The organism is Ruegeria sp. HKCCA5491 (genome assembly GCF_013034565.1).
Classification (GTDB): domain Bacteria; phylum Pseudomonadota; class Alphaproteobacteria; order Rhodobacterales; family Rhodobacteraceae; genus Ruegeria.
In genome coordinates this window covers 87,424-104,926 of sequence record NZ_WQGG01000012.1, presented here as the reverse complement: position 1 = coordinate 104,926, position 17,503 = coordinate 87,424, and the positions used below count along the sequence as shown (strand labels likewise).

15 protein-coding genes are annotated in these 17,503 nt (G+C 58.2%); 8 read left to right on the top strand and 7 right to left on the bottom strand.

The window, feature by feature from the left end; all coding sequences use genetic code 11:
* Positions 1-183 precede the first annotated feature (183 nt).
* Positions 184-1,119, top strand: a complete 936-nt coding sequence (locus GOV88_RS16220; RefSeq protein WP_171241081.1) for a glyoxylate/hydroxypyruvate reductase A — start codon at positions 184-186, stop codon at positions 1,117-1,119.
* 7 nt (positions 1,120-1,126) lie between these two features.
* Here the strand turns inward: GOV88_RS16220 and GOV88_RS16215 are convergent, their stop codons facing one another.
* A complete protein-coding gene (locus GOV88_RS16215) occupies positions 1,127-1,516 on the bottom strand; it encodes a hypothetical protein (RefSeq protein ID WP_171121809.1) in 390 nt (129 codons plus the stop codon).
* Positions 1,517-1,656: 140 nt separating this feature from the next.
* Between GOV88_RS16215 and GOV88_RS16210 the strand changes: the two genes are divergently transcribed.
* The 3 genes from GOV88_RS16210 (at position 1,657) to GOV88_RS16200 (ending at position 3,944) form a co-directional block, all read left to right on the top strand.
* Entirely contained in the window at positions 1,657-2,490 is an 834-nt protein-coding gene (locus GOV88_RS16210) for a bifunctional allantoicase/(S)-ureidoglycine aminohydrolase (RefSeq protein WP_171241080.1), read from the top strand.
* Positions 2,491-2,579: 89 nt separating this feature from the next.
* Positions 2,580-2,903, top strand: a complete 324-nt coding sequence (locus tag GOV88_RS16205) for a hypothetical protein (protein ID WP_171121807.1) — start codon at positions 2,580-2,582, stop codon at positions 2,901-2,903.
* Between the two features lie 54 nt (positions 2,904-2,957).
* Entirely contained in the window at positions 2,958-3,944 is a 987-nt protein-coding gene (locus tag GOV88_RS16200) for a type I glyceraldehyde-3-phosphate dehydrogenase (protein ID WP_171241079.1), read from the top strand.
* Positions 3,945-3,980: 36 nt separating this feature from the next.
* Here the strand turns inward: GOV88_RS16200 and GOV88_RS16195 are convergent, their stop codons facing one another.
* From GOV88_RS16195 to puuE, 3 genes are all read right to left on the bottom strand, one after another.
* Positions 3,981-5,408 carry a nucleobase:cation symporter-2 family protein gene (locus GOV88_RS16195; protein WP_171241078.1) on the bottom strand — a complete coding sequence of 476 codons (1,428 nt, stop codon included), beginning with the start codon at positions 5,406-5,408 and terminating at the stop codon, positions 3,981-3,983.
* Positions 5,409-5,470: 62 nt separating this feature from the next.
* Positions 5,471-5,953, bottom strand: coding sequence for an ureidoglycolate lyase (locus GOV88_RS16190; protein ID WP_171241077.1), 483 nt, complete (start codon positions 5,951-5,953; stop codon positions 5,471-5,473).
* On the bottom strand, positions 5,950-7,368 hold the full coding sequence (gene puuE / locus GOV88_RS16185; RefSeq protein WP_171241076.1) for an allantoinase PuuE: 1,419 nt from the start codon (positions 7,366-7,368) through the stop codon (positions 5,950-5,952). The genes GOV88_RS16190 and puuE overlap by 4 nt, the downstream gene beginning before the upstream one ends.
* A 209-nt stretch (positions 7,369-7,577) precedes the next feature.
* On the opposite strand from puuE, the gene uraH reads away from it, so the two are divergent.
* The gene (gene uraH, locus GOV88_RS16180; RefSeq protein WP_171121802.1) at positions 7,578-7,934 is read left to right on the top strand and encodes a hydroxyisourate hydrolase; all 357 of its coding nucleotides are present in this window, start codon (positions 7,578-7,580) and stop codon (positions 7,932-7,934) included.
* A 4-nt stretch (positions 7,935-7,938) separates the two neighbouring features.
* On the opposite strand, the gene GOV88_RS16175 is transcribed toward uraH, so the two are convergent.
* Positions 7,939-8,853 (bottom strand): LysR family transcriptional regulator, encoded by a 915-nt coding sequence (locus tag GOV88_RS16175; RefSeq protein ID WP_171241075.1) that lies wholly within the window; start codon positions 8,851-8,853, stop codon positions 7,939-7,941.
* A gap of 96 nt (positions 8,854-8,949) precedes the next feature.
* On the opposite strand from GOV88_RS16175, the gene GOV88_RS16170 reads away from it, so the two are divergent.
* The 3 genes from GOV88_RS16170 to GOV88_RS16160 all read left to right on the top strand — a co-directional run bounded on the left by GOV88_RS16170 (position 8,950) and on the right by GOV88_RS16160 (position 16,213).
* On the top strand, positions 8,950-10,173 hold the full coding sequence (locus GOV88_RS16170; RefSeq protein WP_171121800.1) for a urate hydroxylase PuuD: 1,224 nt from the start codon (positions 8,950-8,952) through the stop codon (positions 10,171-10,173).
* A gap of 158 nt (positions 10,174-10,331) precedes the next feature.
* Positions 10,332-12,137 carry an autotransporter assembly complex family protein gene (locus GOV88_RS16165; RefSeq protein ID WP_171121799.1) on the top strand — a complete coding sequence of 602 codons (1,806 nt, stop codon included), beginning with the start codon at positions 10,332-10,334 and terminating at the stop codon, positions 12,135-12,137.
* Complete coding sequence (locus GOV88_RS16160; protein ID WP_254449252.1) at positions 12,134-16,213, top strand: translocation/assembly module TamB domain-containing protein; 4,080 nt, start codon at positions 12,134-12,136, stop codon at positions 16,211-16,213. Before GOV88_RS16165 ends, GOV88_RS16160 begins: the two co-directional genes overlap by 4 nt.
* Here the strand turns inward: GOV88_RS16160 and GOV88_RS16155 are convergent.
* Positions 16,210-16,722: a thioesterase family protein gene (locus GOV88_RS16155; protein WP_171241074.1), complete on the bottom strand. Its 513-nt coding sequence runs from the start codon at positions 16,720-16,722 to the stop codon at positions 16,210-16,212. The genes GOV88_RS16160 and GOV88_RS16155 overlap by 4 nt on opposite strands.
* Positions 16,715-17,503, bottom strand: a complete 789-nt coding sequence (locus tag GOV88_RS16150) for a cyclase family protein (protein ID WP_171121797.1) — start codon at positions 17,501-17,503, stop codon at positions 16,715-16,717. The genes GOV88_RS16155 and GOV88_RS16150 overlap by 8 nt, the downstream gene beginning before the upstream one ends.

The window sequence follows — 17,503 nt, the reverse complement described above, 5'->3', positions numbered from 1 at the left end:
ATCTGTGTATCGCATACGGCCCACCAGCCAAGCACTGAGTTTGCACAAAGTGCGAAGAAAATTTCTGCTCAAACCCCGAGACCAGTCTTTACGTTCCCGAAGAGAATGAATTAGCTGCCAGTACACCGTCCGGTTGGTGGTCAGAACGTCACCACACCTGGAATAAAAACTACGGAGCGCAAAATGGCCTTGCTGATCGAAACAGGACTTTCCGACTGGATGAGTGATGGCGACATAGTTCGTGAAATTAAGCGCTTGCGCCCCGGTATGGACGTCAGGACGCCAGACACCATCGGCGACCCCGCCGACATAACGATGATTGCCGTCGTCGGCTTGAACGATACACACCCAACGCAACTTCCCAATCTGAAACTGGTTCAGAAATTGGGTGCAGGGGTTGAAACGATCATCAACAATCCAAACCTGCCCGATCGCGTTCGGGTGGCGCGCCTGAAACCGGATGCCCCTGCACAAGGCATTGCCGAGTGGTTCGTGACCTACATCCTGCATCGCCAAAGAAACGTTTCTTTCTACGAAACAGCCCAGCGCAAGGCGGAGTGGCTGCCCAAGGCACCGGGCTATACTCCCGAGAAAACCGTCGGCGTTCTGGGTTTGGGACATATCGGTGCACGCAGCGCCCTGATGCTGCGTGCGATTGGGTTCAACGTCATGGGCTGGAGCCGATCACCCAAACAACTTGACGGGGTGACTTGCGTGCACGGGGACGCAGCCTTGCCCGACCTATTGGGCCAATGCGACCATGTCTGCGCGATCCTGCCGTCGACCCCGCAGACCATCGGATTGTTCGATGCCGAAATGCTGGCGGCCATGAAGCCGGGCAGTCAACTGCTGAATGCTGGACGTGGGGATCTGATAGACGAAACAGCGCTAATCTCGGCTTTGGACAAGGGCACATTGGGGCACGCTGTTCTTGATGTCACGTCCACTGAACCGCTGCCATCGCAAAGCCCTCTCTGGGCTCACCCGAACGTGATGATCACCCCGCATGTTTCGGGTTGGCATCTGGGCGAGGCCCTTGGGGATGTGGCCGAGAATTTTCAGCGTCTGACCGACGGAAAACCCCTGCTGCACGAAGTGGACCGCGCGCGGGGGTATTGATCGTTGGTCAGGGGGTCAGAATCCAGGCGCCACCAGCGTCCTGACATCTGCGAGTTCTGACCTCGCGCACCTGCTCGGTGCCTTCAGGCTGGATCAAGTGTTGGAAATGCACACAATTGTCCCGCACATCGCGCACACGAATGGTTCCTTTTGACCCCGAATCCTGACTGGTCCAATTGCGTTCCGTTCCGACCAGAGGCGCGCCATTTTCCAGCATCGAATCCGCTGTCGCGTTCACCACGTTGAAGTCCGCTGGGCTTAGGCCCATTTCAGCAATGATTCTCGACAAGGGCTTGGCGTGACCGCCTGTTCCAAAACCCACCATAGCTGCAAAAACAAATGCCGTGACCGCCAGAGGTTTCATGAATACCTCGCCTTTCAAAAATGACTTCGTCATTCAGACTATACCGCCTGCAATGGGCGGCCAAGTCCTCTTGCGACCTTCAAATAAATCCGAACAAACCTATCGCGACTCTGCCGCTAGAGGCGAAAGTGCAATCCCAGCATAGTGCCCGAAACACGAGTTAGAGGCACGAAATGGCACAGCCAACATACTATGCGCCAACCGGGGGTCACCCGGGGCAGGATCAGCTTTTGACTGACCGCGCCATGTTCACCGACGCATATGCCGTGATCCCCAAGGGCACGATGCGGGATATCGTAACCAGCAATTTGCCGTTCTGGGAAAACACCCGCCTTTGGGTCCTGTCCCGCCCCCTGAGCGGATTTGCCGAGACGTTCTCTCAGTACATCATGGAGGTTCAGCCGGGCGGCGGCAGCGACCAGCCCGAGACAGACGCAAACGCACAAGGTGTTCTGTTCGTGGTCGAAGGGGCCGTGGCGTTGACCTTGGACGGGGCTGTCCACGTCCTTGAAACCGGAGGATACGCTTATATTCCGGCCGGATCGGACTGGACCCTGCACAACCGTGCCGATGAAACCGCGCGTTTTCACTGGGTTCGCAAAGCCTATGAAGCGGTCCCCGGCCTGCCAGCCCCCGACCCGATCATCACGAACGAGCGCGACGTTGCGCCGATCCCCATGCCCGGAACCGACGGGCGCTGGGCGACCACCCGGTTCGCGGACCTTCAGGACTTGCGCCATGACATGCACGTCAACATCGTGACGTTCGAACCCGGCGGCGTCATCCCGTTTGCCGAAACACACGTCATGGAACATGGCCTGTATGTGTTAGAAGGCAAAGCCGTCTATCGGTTGAATCAGGACTGGGTCGAGGTCGAGGCGGGCGACTATATGTGGCTGCGCGCGTTCTGCCCTCAGGCCTGTTACGCCGGTGGGCCGGGCAGATTTCGCTATCTGCTTTACAAGGACGTAAACCGGCACATGCCGCTGTCGTTAACCAAGCGTTGACGGCAAATCGGCTTTTTCCCGCGCAGGGCTTCACAGAAGCGCTTGAATCTGGTGAAATAACACCTGTTTTTAGCACTGGAGATTGTTCAATGGTACTGCGCGGATCAATGCTGGCACTGGCGGCAACAGTTGGCCTGACTGCTTTTCAGGCAACCCCTGTTGTAGCCAAGGAAGAAACCAAACAGGTTTTCGTCATGAGCCGCACTTGGGCGGTGACGCAGGTGTCGGATGCGCCGGTCGTGTACCGCGCGACGCGGGACAACAACAATCTGAATCCCTTTGGCCCGCCGCCGCGCCTGCGGACGCTTCAGGCCGCAACCGCGATTCAGCAGGCCACGGGATGCAGACCAATTGTTGGCAGCATGTATCAAAACATCTCGGGGCAGTTCTTCTCGCAAGTCAGCTGCAACTGACCCCGGCACCAAACGGGCATTGAGGTCAGCGCAACGCACTGCCATAGCTTGCGCATGAAACTCGCGATTAACGGATTCGGTCGGATCGGCCGCACGATCCTGCGGCAGCTTCTGGCACAGCCGCAGGACAACGACGTTGAGCTGGTGCTGATCAACGATATCGCACCGCTTGAGACCTGCGCTTATCTGTTCAAATACGACAGCACGTTTGGCCCCTACACCGGTACGGTCGCGCAAGGTGACGCGGAACTGGTGGTAGACGGGCGCGCAATCCCGGTCACGCATAGTTCGGACTTGTCACAGGTGGACTTGACCGGCGTTGATGTCCTGATGGACTGCACCGGTGTTGCCAGAACGTCGGATGTGGCCAGCCAGGGTCTGACTGCTGGGGCCAGCAAGGTGCTGATCTCTGGCCCGTCCCCCGCAACCGAAATCACGATTGTTCTAGGCGCGAACGAAGATCAACTGGGTGCCGCGCGGATTGTTTCAAACGCATCCTGCACGACCAACGGGCTTGCGCCCTTGGTCAAGGTTCTGGATCGAATCGGGGGCGTGGCCTCGGCGCATATGACCACCATCCACTGCTATACCAACAGCCAGCCGATGGTCGACGCGCCGCGCGGTGATCTGGCCCGTTCTCGCGCGGGAGCGTTGTCGATGGTGCCGACCACCACAAGTGCCACGCATCTGATTGATGAGGTTCTGCCCCACCTCGCAGGGCGCATTTCCGGGGCCGCTGTTCGGGTTCCGACAGCCAGTGTTTCAGCGGTTGATCTGGTTGTGACACTGGAACGAGGTATGACACCCAAGGCGTTCGATAAGGAATTGCGCGCGGCAGTGTCGTCCTCGCCAGTATTGGGTTGGACGGACGAACCGTTGGTCTCGTCCGACCTGCGCACGCGCCCCGAGTCTCTGGTTATCGCAGGCCCCGAAACACGCCAGATCGGTGAGTGTCAGGTTCGCGTTTTCGGATGGTATGACAACGAATGGGGCTTTTCAGCCCGGATGCTGGACGTGGCGCGGTTAATGGCCCGAGGGTAAGCGGACCGCAGAACACTGCAATCCGCCTTTTTTTGGCTATTCGCCCGGCAGGCTGCCCGATCCATGCCCGGACATTCCGCCCGAGACTTCTTCGGTCGCCTCATCTGCCAGTTCGTGCGGCAGGATCAGGTTCAAAACGATAGCGATCAGTGCTGCAGGCAACAGGCCGCTTTTCATCAGGATGCCCAACGTGTCAGGCAGGTGCTGAACCGCATTGGGCTCGAGCTGTAAGCCAAACCCGATCGACAGCGAGATTGCAAAGATCACCATGTTGCGCCGGTTCCAGTCCACATCTGACAGCATCGAAACACCGGCTGCGACGACCATCCCAAACATCACAATCACACCACCACCCAGCACTTCGATGGGAACGGTACGGATGATCGCCCCGACCTTTGGAACAAGACCGCACAGGATCAGCAACAGCGCGCCAATCGTAACCACGTTGCGGCTCATCACACCGGTCATGGCGATCAGCCCGACATTCTGGCTGAAGGAGGTATTTGGCAAGCCACCAAACACACCAGCCAAGGCTGACCCGAAACCGTCCGCATAGGTGGCCCCGGCGATTTCCTTGTCAGTGGCTTCGCGCCCTGCCCCACCCTTGGTGACACCGGACACATCGCCCACGGTTTCAATCGCCGACACAAAGGCCATCAGGCAGAAACCGATGATCGCCGCGAACGAGAACTCGAACCCGTATTTGAACGGCACCGGCAACGCAAAGGAAGCCGCGCGATCCCAACTTGTGCCAATCGCTTCGAACGTGACCATTCCAACCATCAGGGCGTACCCATAGCCAGCAACTAGGCCAATCAAAACAGCCGAGACAGAGAGCATCCCGCGCGTGAAGAACTTTAGCGCCAGCGTGACGATGATCACGACCAGAGCCGCCGACCAGTTCAGGGCCGACCCATATTCAGGCGTCCCGATGGCCGGAACACCTCCTGCCGCGTATTGAATGCCGACCTTGACCAGTGCCAGACCGATCATTGTGACCACCAGCCCGGTCACCAGAGGCGGCAGCGCAAAGCGGATTTTTCCGATCACAGTCCCCAACAAAGCATGGAACAAACCGCCGACGATCACCCCACCGAACAAGGCCGCCAGGCCATCGACGCCTTTACCCGCGACCAGTGGAATCATGATGGGCAGAAAGGCAAAACTGGTGCCTTGCACGATGGGCAAAGCGGCACCGACCGGCCCGAGCGTTACTGTCTGCAGCAGCGTCGCGACGCCGGCAAACAGCATCGACATCTGGATCAGGTACAGCAACTCAGGAAAGTCCGGTGAGTTGGACCCAAATCCGAACCCGGCCGCCCCTGCCACGATGATCGCGGGCGTGACGTTGGATACGAACATCGCCAAGACGTGCTGGATGCCCAACGGAACCGCCTTATGCAAAGCCGGAGTATAGTTCGGGTCCCGAAGCTGTTCGGGGGTCCCTATGGAAGTGTCAGCCATGAGTTACTGTCCTCTCTGTCAGGTTCACGGGGGTCTTGCCGCTTATCCTGCGGCTTCAACGGTCACGACACGACTTCGTAGAGCGTGTCGAACCAAAATTCCTCAAGGTTGGTGCCTGTGCCGATCCGATCGACAACCGCGAACAGGCCGGGGCCGTGCAGTGGTGTTAGAACGCCATGCCACGTGCCCCTGTGATAGTTCACCGCCTGCCCCGGAGTGGTAATGAACGCCACCGGCTCGCCCGGCTTACCGTTCTCGTCCAGGGCAACGATGACCAGAAAAGGCTGATGGGTCATGGGGATAAAGGCTTGGCTGCCATCAGGATGCCGCTCTACCATATCAAGCTGATATGGCAGGGCACGCGGGTTGGCGTTAAACAGGCTGATCCCTGCACGGCCATCCGAAAAATCCATCTCAGCACGGTCATGGAACCGGCCGCATTGACCCTGATTGATGATCTTGTCCGGGTCGCCTGCGACTTCGATCACATCCCCAAAAGGCGCGAACGCGGCGTGCGTCAGAGGGGTTGCCGCGATCCGCTTCATGAAGGCAGCACGTCTTGCAACCGGAACTCGGCAATACGTTCAACCTGACGACAGGCTTCGGCAAACTCCGTGTCTCGGTCCTGTTCAATCCGGCGTTGGAATGCGTCCAGAATCGAAGCCTTGTTGTGATCACGCACCGCAATGATGAAGGGAAATCCGAATTTCTGCGTATAGCGCGTGTTCAGATTCGTAAAAGCGTCGCGCTCAGCATCCGTTAGCGCGTCCAATCCGGCTGATGCCTGCTCGGACGTACTTTCCTGCGTCAATCGCTTGGCCTGCGCCAGCTTACCTGCGAGGTCCGGGTGCGCCGTCAGGACGTCCAGCCGCTCTGGTTCCGATGCGGATCGGAACATGCGAGTCAGCGCATTATGCAAGCCGCCAGCCGTGTCGTGGGCCGGACCCAGTTCCAGATCATAAGCACGTTCAGCGATCCAGGCAGAGTGTTCGAATATCCCGCCATAGGCTGTGACAAAGGCGTCCCGGTCCATCTCGGACGGTTTGGGCCGTGAGGCAGGGGGATGCTGTTCCGCCCAATGCGCGGCGATTTGCTGGCGGGTCGCGAACCAGACATCCGAATGCCCCTGCGCGTAGTCCAAGAACCGCTTCAGGGCCACGACCCGGCCCGGACGACCGATCAGACGGCAATGCAGGCCGATCGACAGCATCTTTGGCGAACCCGCCTCACCTTCTGCATAAAGCGCATCGAAACTGTCCTTGAGATACGCATAAAACTGATCGCCCGAGTTAAACCCCTGCGGCGTGGCAAAACGCATATCATTGCAATCCAGCGTGTAGGGGACGATCAACTGGTCCCGCCCACCAGCGTTCATCCAATAAGGCAGATCGTCAGCGTATGTGTCAGCCACGTAGGAAAAGCCGCCTTCTTCGGCGACCAACCGCACGGTGTTTTCGGAACAGCGCCCGGTGTACCACCCCACCGGGCGTTCACCGACAACCTCGGTATGAAGACGGATCGCCTCGGCAATCTGGGCGCGTTCCTCACCCTCGGGCATGTCCTTATGTTCAACCCACTTGAGGCCGTGGCTCGCGATCTCCCACCCTGCGGATTTCATCGCTGCAACCTGATCCGGGGAACGGGCCAAGGCCGTTGCGACACCGTAGACAGTGATCGGCAAGCCCTTCATCAACCGGTGCAAGCGCCAGAACCCGGCTCGCGATCCGTATTCATAGATCGACTCCATGTTCCAATGGCGCTGTCCCGGCCACTGGGCGGCTCCGACGATCTCGGACAGGAATGCCTCGGACGCGGCGTCCCCGTGCAGCACGCAGTTCTCTCCGCCCTCTTCATAATTCAGCACGATCTGAACCGCCAATTTCGCCCCACCTGGCCATTTGGCGTCTGGTGGGTTGGCTCCGTATCCGATCATGTCGCGGGGGTAACGAGGGGGCTGCATGATGTCTTCCGTCTTGTCTTTGTCACATTACCTACGCTTTACCGCAGAAACGCAGCGATGATTATCAAATCAATCCGAACGCTGTTTCCATTTCTTTCGGCATTCCCAAAGTTTCGGAATTCAAACCAGACTGTGTCAAACAAAACATGTGCGCTTTATGTGATAAGCATCAGCAAACCAATGAGACGATTAGAAATTAGGAGATTCCCGTGGCAGGTTATCTGACAACCCATGTTCTGGACACCGCGCGCGGCTGCCCGGCAGAGGGGCTGAAAATTGAGCTGTTCGAAATCACGGACGGAAATCGCCGTAAGCTGGCCGAGACCAAAACCAACGAGGACGGGCGCACAAACAGCCCGATCCTGCCGCAGGACGACTTTACAACCGGTACGTATGAACTGGTTTTCTTCGCCGGTGACTATTTGCGCGCAACCGGTCAGTCCGCAGAAGAACCGCTGTTTCTAGACGAAGTTCCCATCCGGTTCGGCATGTCCGATGCCGAAGCCCACTACCACGTGCCGCTTTTACTGTCGCCTTACGGGTACTCAACCTATCGCGGCAGTTGAGGGCTCAAACCTCTGAATTGCGGACAACGTCCCCGATCCGGGCAATCATGAAATCCATAAACAACCGCGCCTTAGGGTCCTGATGCCTGCGGTGCGTATAAAGACACGCCATCTGGACGGAAACCGGTGGCGTGTCTGTGGCGACGGGGACGAGACGCCCCGCTTTCAGGTGGTCCGTCACCTCAAAAACGGGCTTCATCGCGATACCTTGCCCTGACAAGGCCCAGTCCGTCAGAACGTCCCCATCATCACATTCAAACCGACCGGTCACCGCAAAGCGTTTGGCCCCCTCGGGTGTTCCCAGTTGCCACTGAAATTCAGCAGCACCCGGAAACCGCAAGTTCAGGCATTCGTGCTTTTCCGAAATCAGGTCCGATCCGGTTTTGGGCATGCCCCGACGTTTTATGTATTCCGGGGCAGCACACAGGACGCGCTGACAATCCGCGATCTTCCGGATGCGCAAAGTGCTGTCTTCTGGCTGACCTATGAAAAACGCTAAATCCAACCCTTCAGTCGTCAGGTCAACGGATCGGTCCGTCAGGCGCAGCCGAACGTCGATCTCGGGGTATGCTGCAAGAAAATCAGGTACAAGTGGGGCAAGCAGCCTGCGCCCTACACCCAGCGGTGCCGCGACGAACAACGACCCGCGCGGTGCTTCGGTCAGATGAACCACCTGCGCCTCAGCCTCGTCAACCGCGTCCAGAACTGCCACCGCGCCGGGATAAAATGCCCGCCCTTGCTCAGTCGGGCTGAGGTTGCGCGTCGTGCGCTGGAACAGGCGGACACCCAGATGATCCTCAAGCTGGGAAATCCGCGCCGAGGTGACCGCAGGGGAAATGCGCAGGTCGCGCCCTGCGGCGGACATGCTACCCAAATCATAGACCCTGACGAAGGTTCGGATATTGTCGAGATAGGACATCTTATCGTTTTTTTTGATACAGTTTGACAATATACGGGAATACCGAAGAAAACCGCGTTTGCCTAGTGTGACGGCAACCAATCGGAGAGACCTCTCATGTTCGAATTCGCCGTGTTCTGGGACTGGATGGCATTTGCCGTGCGCTGGCTGCACGTAATCACCGCAATCGCCTGGATCGGATCATCCTTTTATTTCATCGCGCTGGACCTTGGCCTGAACCGCAATATCCCCGGACCTGCAGATGGTGAGGAATGGCAGGTCCATGGCGGTGGTTTCTACCACATTCAAAAATACCTGGTCGCGCCCGAACGGATGCCGGACCACCTGACCTGGTTCAAATGGGAAAGCTACGCGACCTGGCTCAGCGGTGCCGGATTGCTGATGATCGTCTACTGGGTCGGCGGAGAGCTGTATCTGATCGACGCGGAAAAGGCGGATCTCGCCTTATGGCAGGGTATTGCGATTTCGGCAGCTTCCCTGACCGTCGGCTGGCTGATCTACGATTTTCTCTGCAAGTCAGGCCTGGGCGAGCGTCCAACGCTGCTGATGGTGCTTCTGTTCGTCCTGCTTGTGGCGATGGGCTGGGGGTACAATCAGATTTTCACTGGTCGGGCGATGATGCTGCATCTGGGCGCGTTCACGGCGACGATCATGACCGCCAATGTGTTTTTCATCATCATGCCGAACCAGCGCATCGTGGTGGATGACCTGAAGAACGGCCGCACTCCGGACCCGAAATACGGAAAAATCGCAAAGCTGCGCTCGACCCACAACAACTATCTGACGCTGCCTGTCGTATTCCTGATGCTGTCGAACCACTACCCGCTGGCCTTTGCGACGGAATACAATTGGATCATCGCTGCACTGGTCTTCTTGATGGGCGTCACGATCCGCCATTACTTCAATACACGCCACGCACGCGCGGGTGATCCCACATGGACATGGCTGGTCACAGCCTTGCTGTTCATCGCGATCATGTGGCTGTCCACGGCACCAATGTATAAACCGCTAGAAGAGGCAGAGGCGCAGCCCCTTACGCCGTATGAGCAGAAGTTTGCAGCCGCTGAAGGGTTTGAAGAGGCCCATGATGTCGTCTTGGGTCGATGCTCGATGTGTCACGCCCGCGAACCCGTGTGGGAGGGCATCCAATGGGCCCCTAAGGGCGTGCTGCTGGAAACCGAAGGTGACATTGCCCGAAACGCAAAACAGATATACCTGCAATCGGGTGTCAGCCACGCCATGCCCCCGGCCAATGTGACCTATATGGAACCAGAAGATCGCGAAGCTATCATCCGTTGGTTCCGCAACGTGGGATCATAAGCCCGAGACTGGTCGACCACACAAATGCGAATTCGACAGGTCCGGCCAAAAATTCTCTTCCCTGCGCGAAAATTGATGCTCTAACATGGCTTTAACGAACCGTCGCGTTGCACAATGCGGTGACCTAAAACTCGATTTGGGGCAGTTGGAGCCAAAAGATGCAGGGAAACGGGCGGCACGCCGTTTTTAGGAATTGCCTTTTTGGTGCTCTCTCGCTTGTTTTACCCACATCTGTTGCGGCGCTTGAAACGACCCTGACCGCGCCGGGTGCGCCAAGCAAGTTGGTGGAACGGATCGAAGAAACCTCTTCGGTTGCAACGGCCGAGTCTCGCGGTCTGGACACTCCGCTGGAAATTCTGTCAGCCGCATTGTCAGATTACCGGACCATCGTTCAAATTCTCTATGACGAAGGGTATTTCAGCCCGGTCGTCAGCATCAAGCTGGACGGTCAGGAAGCGGCGGAAATCAGTTCACTCAGCGTCCCCGCGCAAATCAACCGCGCGGTAATTACAGTAAACACGGGCCCCACCTTCAAGTTCGGCGAAGCCGTCGTTGTTCCATTGGCCCCTGAAACCGAGTTGCCCGAAGATTTTGCAACAGGCCAGTTGGCCACGACCGGCGCCATTCAACGCGCGGCCTCTGCCGGTGTGCAGGGTTGGCGCGACGCGGGTCACGCCAAGGCCGGGGTTGAGGACGAACAGGTCATCGCGCGGCATGCGCAGGCCAGGCTGGATGCGCGTGTCGATCTGGCACCGGGGCCACGCCTGACCTTCGGGAAAATGTTCATCAAGGGCGACTCGGACGTGCGCCACAGGTCCATCGAAAAAGTTGCCGGATTCCCGTCGGGCGAGGTTTACTCGCCCGAGCAAATTCAAAAAGTTGGAACACGCCTGCGTCGGACCGGAACGTTCAACGTGGTTTCCATCGAAGAACATGAAACCCCGAACCCAGATGGGACGCTGGATTTTGACGCCTATTTCGAAGATTTGCCGAAACGTCGCCTGACTTTCGGGTTCGAGATCGCCTCGCGCGATGGGATCGACGTGACCGCAACCTGGACGCATCGTAACGTATTCCGGCGTGCCGAAAGGCTGCGTTTCGAAGCTGCGCTTCGCAATATTGGCGGGGCCGAGGACTTGGACGGACGTATCGGTCTTCGTCTGGATCAACCCGACAGGCTGGGCCCGGACGACAACACATTCTGGAGCGCGTTGATCGAACGTCGGAACACCGACAACTACAACGTAACAATCACGTCACTGGCCTATGGTGCACGGCGCACATTCTCAGACCGCCTTTATGCCGAAGCCTCGGCCGGCTTTCAGTGGTCAAATGCCGATGACGCCTTTGGGGATGGTCGCAAGTTCCGTTACTTCATTATACCGACGCGGTCCGAATGGGACCAACGAGACAGCAAGGTCAGCGCGACGCGCGGGTTCTATCTGGATTCTCAGATCATGCCATTCGTCGGGCTGTCTGGCACGGAAACAGGCATTCGATTCTTCTTTGACGGACGCGGCTACACCAGCCTAAACACCGAAGGACGCATCGTTCTGGCCGGTCGGGTTCAGGTCGGGTCGGTCCTTGGCCCCTCGCTGGATGGTGTGACGCCCGACTTCCTGTTTTTCTCGGGCGGGGCCGGTACCGTACGCGGGCAACCTTTTGAAAGCCTCGGCATCCCGGTTGGAAACGAAGTTGCTGGCGGTAAGTCCTTTCTTGGCCTCTCCGGCGAGGTGCGTGGGAAAATAACCGAGACGATATCGCTGGTCGGATTTTATGACTATGGTGTGGTGGACTCCTCGTCTTTTGTCACCAGCGCCGCGGCTTCTCATTCCGGTGCGGGTTTGGGGGTCAGGTATGACTTGGGCGGATTTGGCCCGCTACGTCTGGATCTAGCGGTGCCTGTTCAGGGCGACACAGGCGACGGCCTGCAGTTTTATATCGGGATCGGACAGGCATTTTGATACGGCGATATTCATATCCTGTGCTGGCCGCGACACTTATCCTGACCGCGCCGCCTGTGGTCGCGCAGGAAGATGGCGGCGGCAGTATGCTGGAGAACTTTCTCCAGGACACGCTGTCGGGCGACAATCAGAACGTAACGGTGACCGGCCTTCAGGGTGCACTTAGCGCGCGCGCGACAATCGAGGAAATTACCATCGCAGACGACGAAGGCGTCTGGCTGACCATCAAGGACGCGCAGCTTGACTGGAACCGTCTGGCGCTGATCCGTGGCAGGTTTTCGGTCAACTCCCTAACCGCGCAAGAGATCGACATTGCCCGCGCACCCGGTGCGACGACGACAGACGAACCAGCGGCAACCGTCGAAACGCAGCCCTTCCAACTGCCAGAACTGCCCGTCGCAATTGAAATCGGAGAAATCCGCATTGACGAAGTGTCTTTGGGTGAACCTCTGATCGGGGTCGCTGCGGACCTTTCGATCAACGGCAACATGTCTCTGGCGGACGGAACGCTTGATACATCGCTGGATGTAACCCGTCTGGACCGCGCAGGGGATGAGATCAAGCTGACGGCAGGATTTGAAAACGCCACGAGCGAGATCAATCTGGACCTGCAAGTGACCGAGGCTGCAGGCGGGTTGATTTCGACCGCCTTGAAAATCCCCGACAGCCCCCCGATTGGCCTGACCGCCAAGGGATCAGGGCCGCTTACCGATTTCACAGCCGATATCGGGTTGAGCAGCGACAACCAACAACGCGTTTCAGGGCAAGTGCGCCTGCGTGCGGCTGATGGTGGCGCGCAACAAGGGATCGCCTTTACAACAGACCTGAGCGGCGATCTGACCCCGTTCCTGACCCCAGAAATTGATCCGTTCTTCGGGACGGACACACGCCTGTTCGTGGACGGCCAAACCAAACCCGAAGGCGCGCTTGAGGTGTCAGATCTTGATCTGACCACACAGGCGCTGAACCTAAAGGGGGAATTGGAACTGGCTGAAGGCGGCTCACTCCAACTGGCTGCCCTTCAGGGCCGCATCACACCGCCCGACGGTGAGGCGGTCGTGTTGCCGGTCGCTGGCGGTGAAACGTCCATTGAAGCTGCGCAAATTTCCGCCCTGTACGACCACAAGAACGGAAACCTCTGGGATCTGAGCCTGACTGCAAACGCATTCAAATCACCGCAGGCCAATCTGCAAAACGCGCGTATCAGCGCGCAGGGCGTGCTGGACCAAGGCGAGGCTCTGGCCGTCAGCGGGGATGTTCAGGCCAGTGTCACTGGTATCGACCTGACCGATCCGGCCCTGAACACAGCTGTCGGTCAGCGCATCACGTTAGACGGACAATTCGATTATGGCAGCGATCAATCGCTTGACCTGTCCGGGTTCGAACTGATCGGGTCTGACTACGCACTGGCTTTGGACGCGTTGATTGACGGTCTGACAAGCGGATTGACCGTGGATGGATCAGCGACGCTTGAGGCAACCGATCTGGCGCGGTTTTCGGATATCGCCAAGCTTGACCTTAAGGGGCAGGTGTCGGCGCGGGTCGAAGGGAAAGGGTCACCGCTTGAGGGCAGTTTTGACGGGACGCTGTTTGTTGACGGCAGCGATCTGGCCACCGGACGCGACGACATTGATCCGGTGATCACAGGGGAAACTACGATCTCACTGGACGGCAAACGCGGGTCTGACGGCATCACGATCCGGTCTTTTGAACTGAACAGTGAAGCGGCTCAGGCACAGGCAAACGGTGTGGTCACAACGCCAAATGGAAACCTGACCATCGACGGGCAAGCGCAGGTCAACGCACCGGATTTGTCCGTTTTCTCGGGTCTGGCCCAGCGCGATCTTGGCGGCTCACTTCGCGCCGAAGTCGACGGCACCGGTACTGTTCAGACGTTGGAGTTTGACGGCACTGCAAGTGTGGTTGGCAGGAACCTGCAAACCGGCATGGCTGACATCGACCCGCTTTTGACCGGCCAAACCACTATTCAGTGGGACGGTGCACGCTCTGCCGATCAGATCGAGATTCGAAACGCGACGGTGAATGGCAAAGCCCTAAGCGCACAGGTACAGGCAACAGTGACCGACCCGACCGGAGAGCCATCCGGCAATGGCGAGGCGCGCATTGATGTGCCAGACCTATCCCTATTCTCGGGGATGGCGGGTCGGGACCTGACCGGTTCTGTGACCGCCAATTTCCAGGGCAGCGGCGATCTGGCGACCCGCGCCTTTGATATTCAGGGCAACCTGGACGCCGACGACATTCAAGTCGGTATCGACTTTGTCGACAAGCTTGTGAATGGCCGCACAACCTTGACCGTGGACGCCCAAAACGGGGATCAGGGTCTGGAGGTTCGAAATTTCCGCCTGCAGGGGTCGGCCATTTCAGCCAATGCATCAGGAAAAGTCGCGCGCGAAGCCGGAGGGTTGAACTATTTTGTCCAACTGGATGACGTCGCGCGGATCACACAAACTCTGTCCGGTCCACTGACGCTGGAGGGGAACGTGGCACCCACGTCGTCCGGTCTGGAAGGAACGGCAAACTTGCGCGGTCCGGACAGTTCCTACGCCACATTGGAAGGGTCCGTGGATTCAGACGGCGCGGCGGATCTGGTTTTTGATGCAAAACTAAACCGGATTGAGCGGTTCGCCCCGGAATTCCCCGGTACGATTGCCGCGAATGGTACAGCGAAACGTGACAACGGCGTTTGGACGATCGACACAACGGCTGAAGGTCCCGCAGAAATCAGCAGCCAGGTTTCCGGCACATTTGACGAAGCATCTGGTGAGGCCGACCTGAAAGCCGCAGGTGGAGTCAATATCGGTATCGCCAACCTGTTCATTACCCCCAACAAGATCGACGGTACGGCACGGTTTGATCTGGCGTTAAAGGGGAAACCTTCTTTGGAAGCGCTGAGTGGAACGGTAACCACCTCGGGCACCTCTTTGGCAATTCCCGGTGCCGGGCAGACCATCACGGGTATCAGCGGGTCAGTGGAACTGGCCCAAAGCCGCGCGACGATTTCCCTCAGCGGCGGGCCGCGCGCCGGTGGTAACTTTGTCGTGGCAGGCCCGGTAGACCTGACGCCGCCCTTCAACGCAAATATCACGACAACGCTCAACAGTCTCGTTCTGACCGACCAGCTTTTGTATGAAACAACGCTGAACGGCCAAATCGCGATGACCGGCGCTTTGGCTGGCAACAGTTCAATTGCGGGACAGATCACGTTTGAAGAAACAAATATCAATCTGGCCGCTGCATCCGGGGCGGTTGGGGCCGCGCCTATTCCCGACATTCAACATATTGGCGAAGGCTCGGCCAGCTTGATCACCCGCGAACGCGCAGGGCTGGTTGTTGACGAAGAAGCAACGCCCAGCGTTTCCCGCATTTCTCTCGACATTGCGCTTTTGGCACCAAAAGCTGTCTTTGTGCGCGGGCGCGGTGTGAACGCGGAACTTGGTGGTCGTTTGTTTATTGGCGGCACAACGTCTTCGGTGGTGCCATCAGGTCAAATCGAACTGATCCGTGGTAACTTGGACATTCTGGGCCGCAGACTTGCGCTGACCAAAGGCATCGTGACCCTGCAAGGCGACCTGACCCCCTATATCGAGTTCGAGTCGTCCGCCAGCACGTCGGACGGCACGGCAACGATTGAAATCGCGGGACCACTAGATGCGCCGGAAGTAGACGTGTTTTCCGACCCCGAGCGCCCTGCGGAAGAGGCGCTGGCGATGCTTCTGTTCGGCAACCGCTTTTCCGAGTTGTCGCCGTTTGTCATCGCGCAAATGGCTGCATCACTTGCCCAACTCAGCGGTGCGGGCGGGGACGCCACCAAGGGGCTGCGGGATGCGACCGGTGTAGACTCGGTGGACATCGGAGCGACCGAAGGCGGCGCGGGTCGATTGGGTGCAGGGGCTTACTTGAGTGACAATCTCTACACCGATTTCACCGTGAACACCGAAGGCGATACCGAGGTGAACCTGAATCTTGATGTAACCGACAATTTCACCGTTCGCGGAACAGTTGACGGACGCGGGGAAACAGGTGTCGGGGTGTTTTTCGAACGCGACTACTAAGCCCGCCGTATCCCAATCGCCTGCCCGGCCTGAGGGGCTGCGTCCAACCCTGCGTGATCACGCACCATTTGGGCAAGCCGTTCTGCAGCCCAGTCCGGGTAAGCGACCGAACGCCCGGTCTTATGGCTGACATTCATGAACAACGCCTCTTGCGTTGCACAGACTTCACCGTCGTTTTCTGACAGCATCTGCGCAAAATAATGGCCCCTCTTGTGGTCTGCATCCAGCAGGCGAATCCGATAAAAGAAGGGTTCGTTCTCCTGTACTTCGCGCAGGAAAGTCATATGCGACTGCAAGACATAGGGCCCCTGCCCCAAAGCCGCCACTTGCACTTCGCCAAGGCCCAAATGCTCGACCATCAGCTTTTCCAGCGCCAAATCGAAGGCCACACCGTAGTAGCCGACATTCATGTGGCCGTTATAGTCGATCCATTCCGGTAGCACCCGGAAACCCCGAATTTCGACCGGCGCGTCATAGGGGCCGTCATGCCCGCTTAGGGGTTCAGTCATCTGCGTCCTCCTCAAAAATCGCAACGGCCCGAACAAAGCCCGCCGACGCGCCCTTGATCTTGAAAGGAAAGCACGAGATTTCAAACCCCGTTGGCGGCAGGTCTTCGAGGTTGGCCAGCTTTTCCATGTGGCAATACCCGATCTCCATCGAGGCGCGATGCCCCTCCCAGATGATCGAAGCATCCTGCGTCTCAGCATATTCCTGCGCGGTCAGGGCAAAGGGCGCATCCCAGCTCCAGGCGTCCGTACCGGTCACGCGGACGCCGCGTTCCGTCAGGTACAGCGTCGCCTCACGGCCCATTCCGCAACCTTTCATCAAATAGTCAGGCTGACCATAACGCGTTCCCGCAGACGTATTGACGATCACGATGTCCAGCGGTTGCAGATCGTGACCTATGCGCTTCAGCTCTGCCGCGACGTCGGCGGCGGTCGCAACATAACCGTCATCGAAATGCCGGAAGTCCAGCTTCACACCTGGATTCATGCACCATTCGAGCGGCACCTCGTCTATGGTAATCGCGCGTTCGCCGTTGTTCATGGTCGAGTGGTGGTGATATGGCGCATCCAGATGGGTACCATTATGGGTCGCGATCTGAAGACGCTCAATCGCCCAACCTTCACCCCCCGGCAGATCATCTTTTTGCAAGCCCGGAAAAAAGGACATGATCTGTTCTGCGGTCTGGTCGTGAGTCAGGTATTCGATTTCGGGCAACATGATCGGCGGGTCGGATACGATCCCGGTTTCCAGCGGAACGGACAAATCGACAAAACGGCGCGGCAT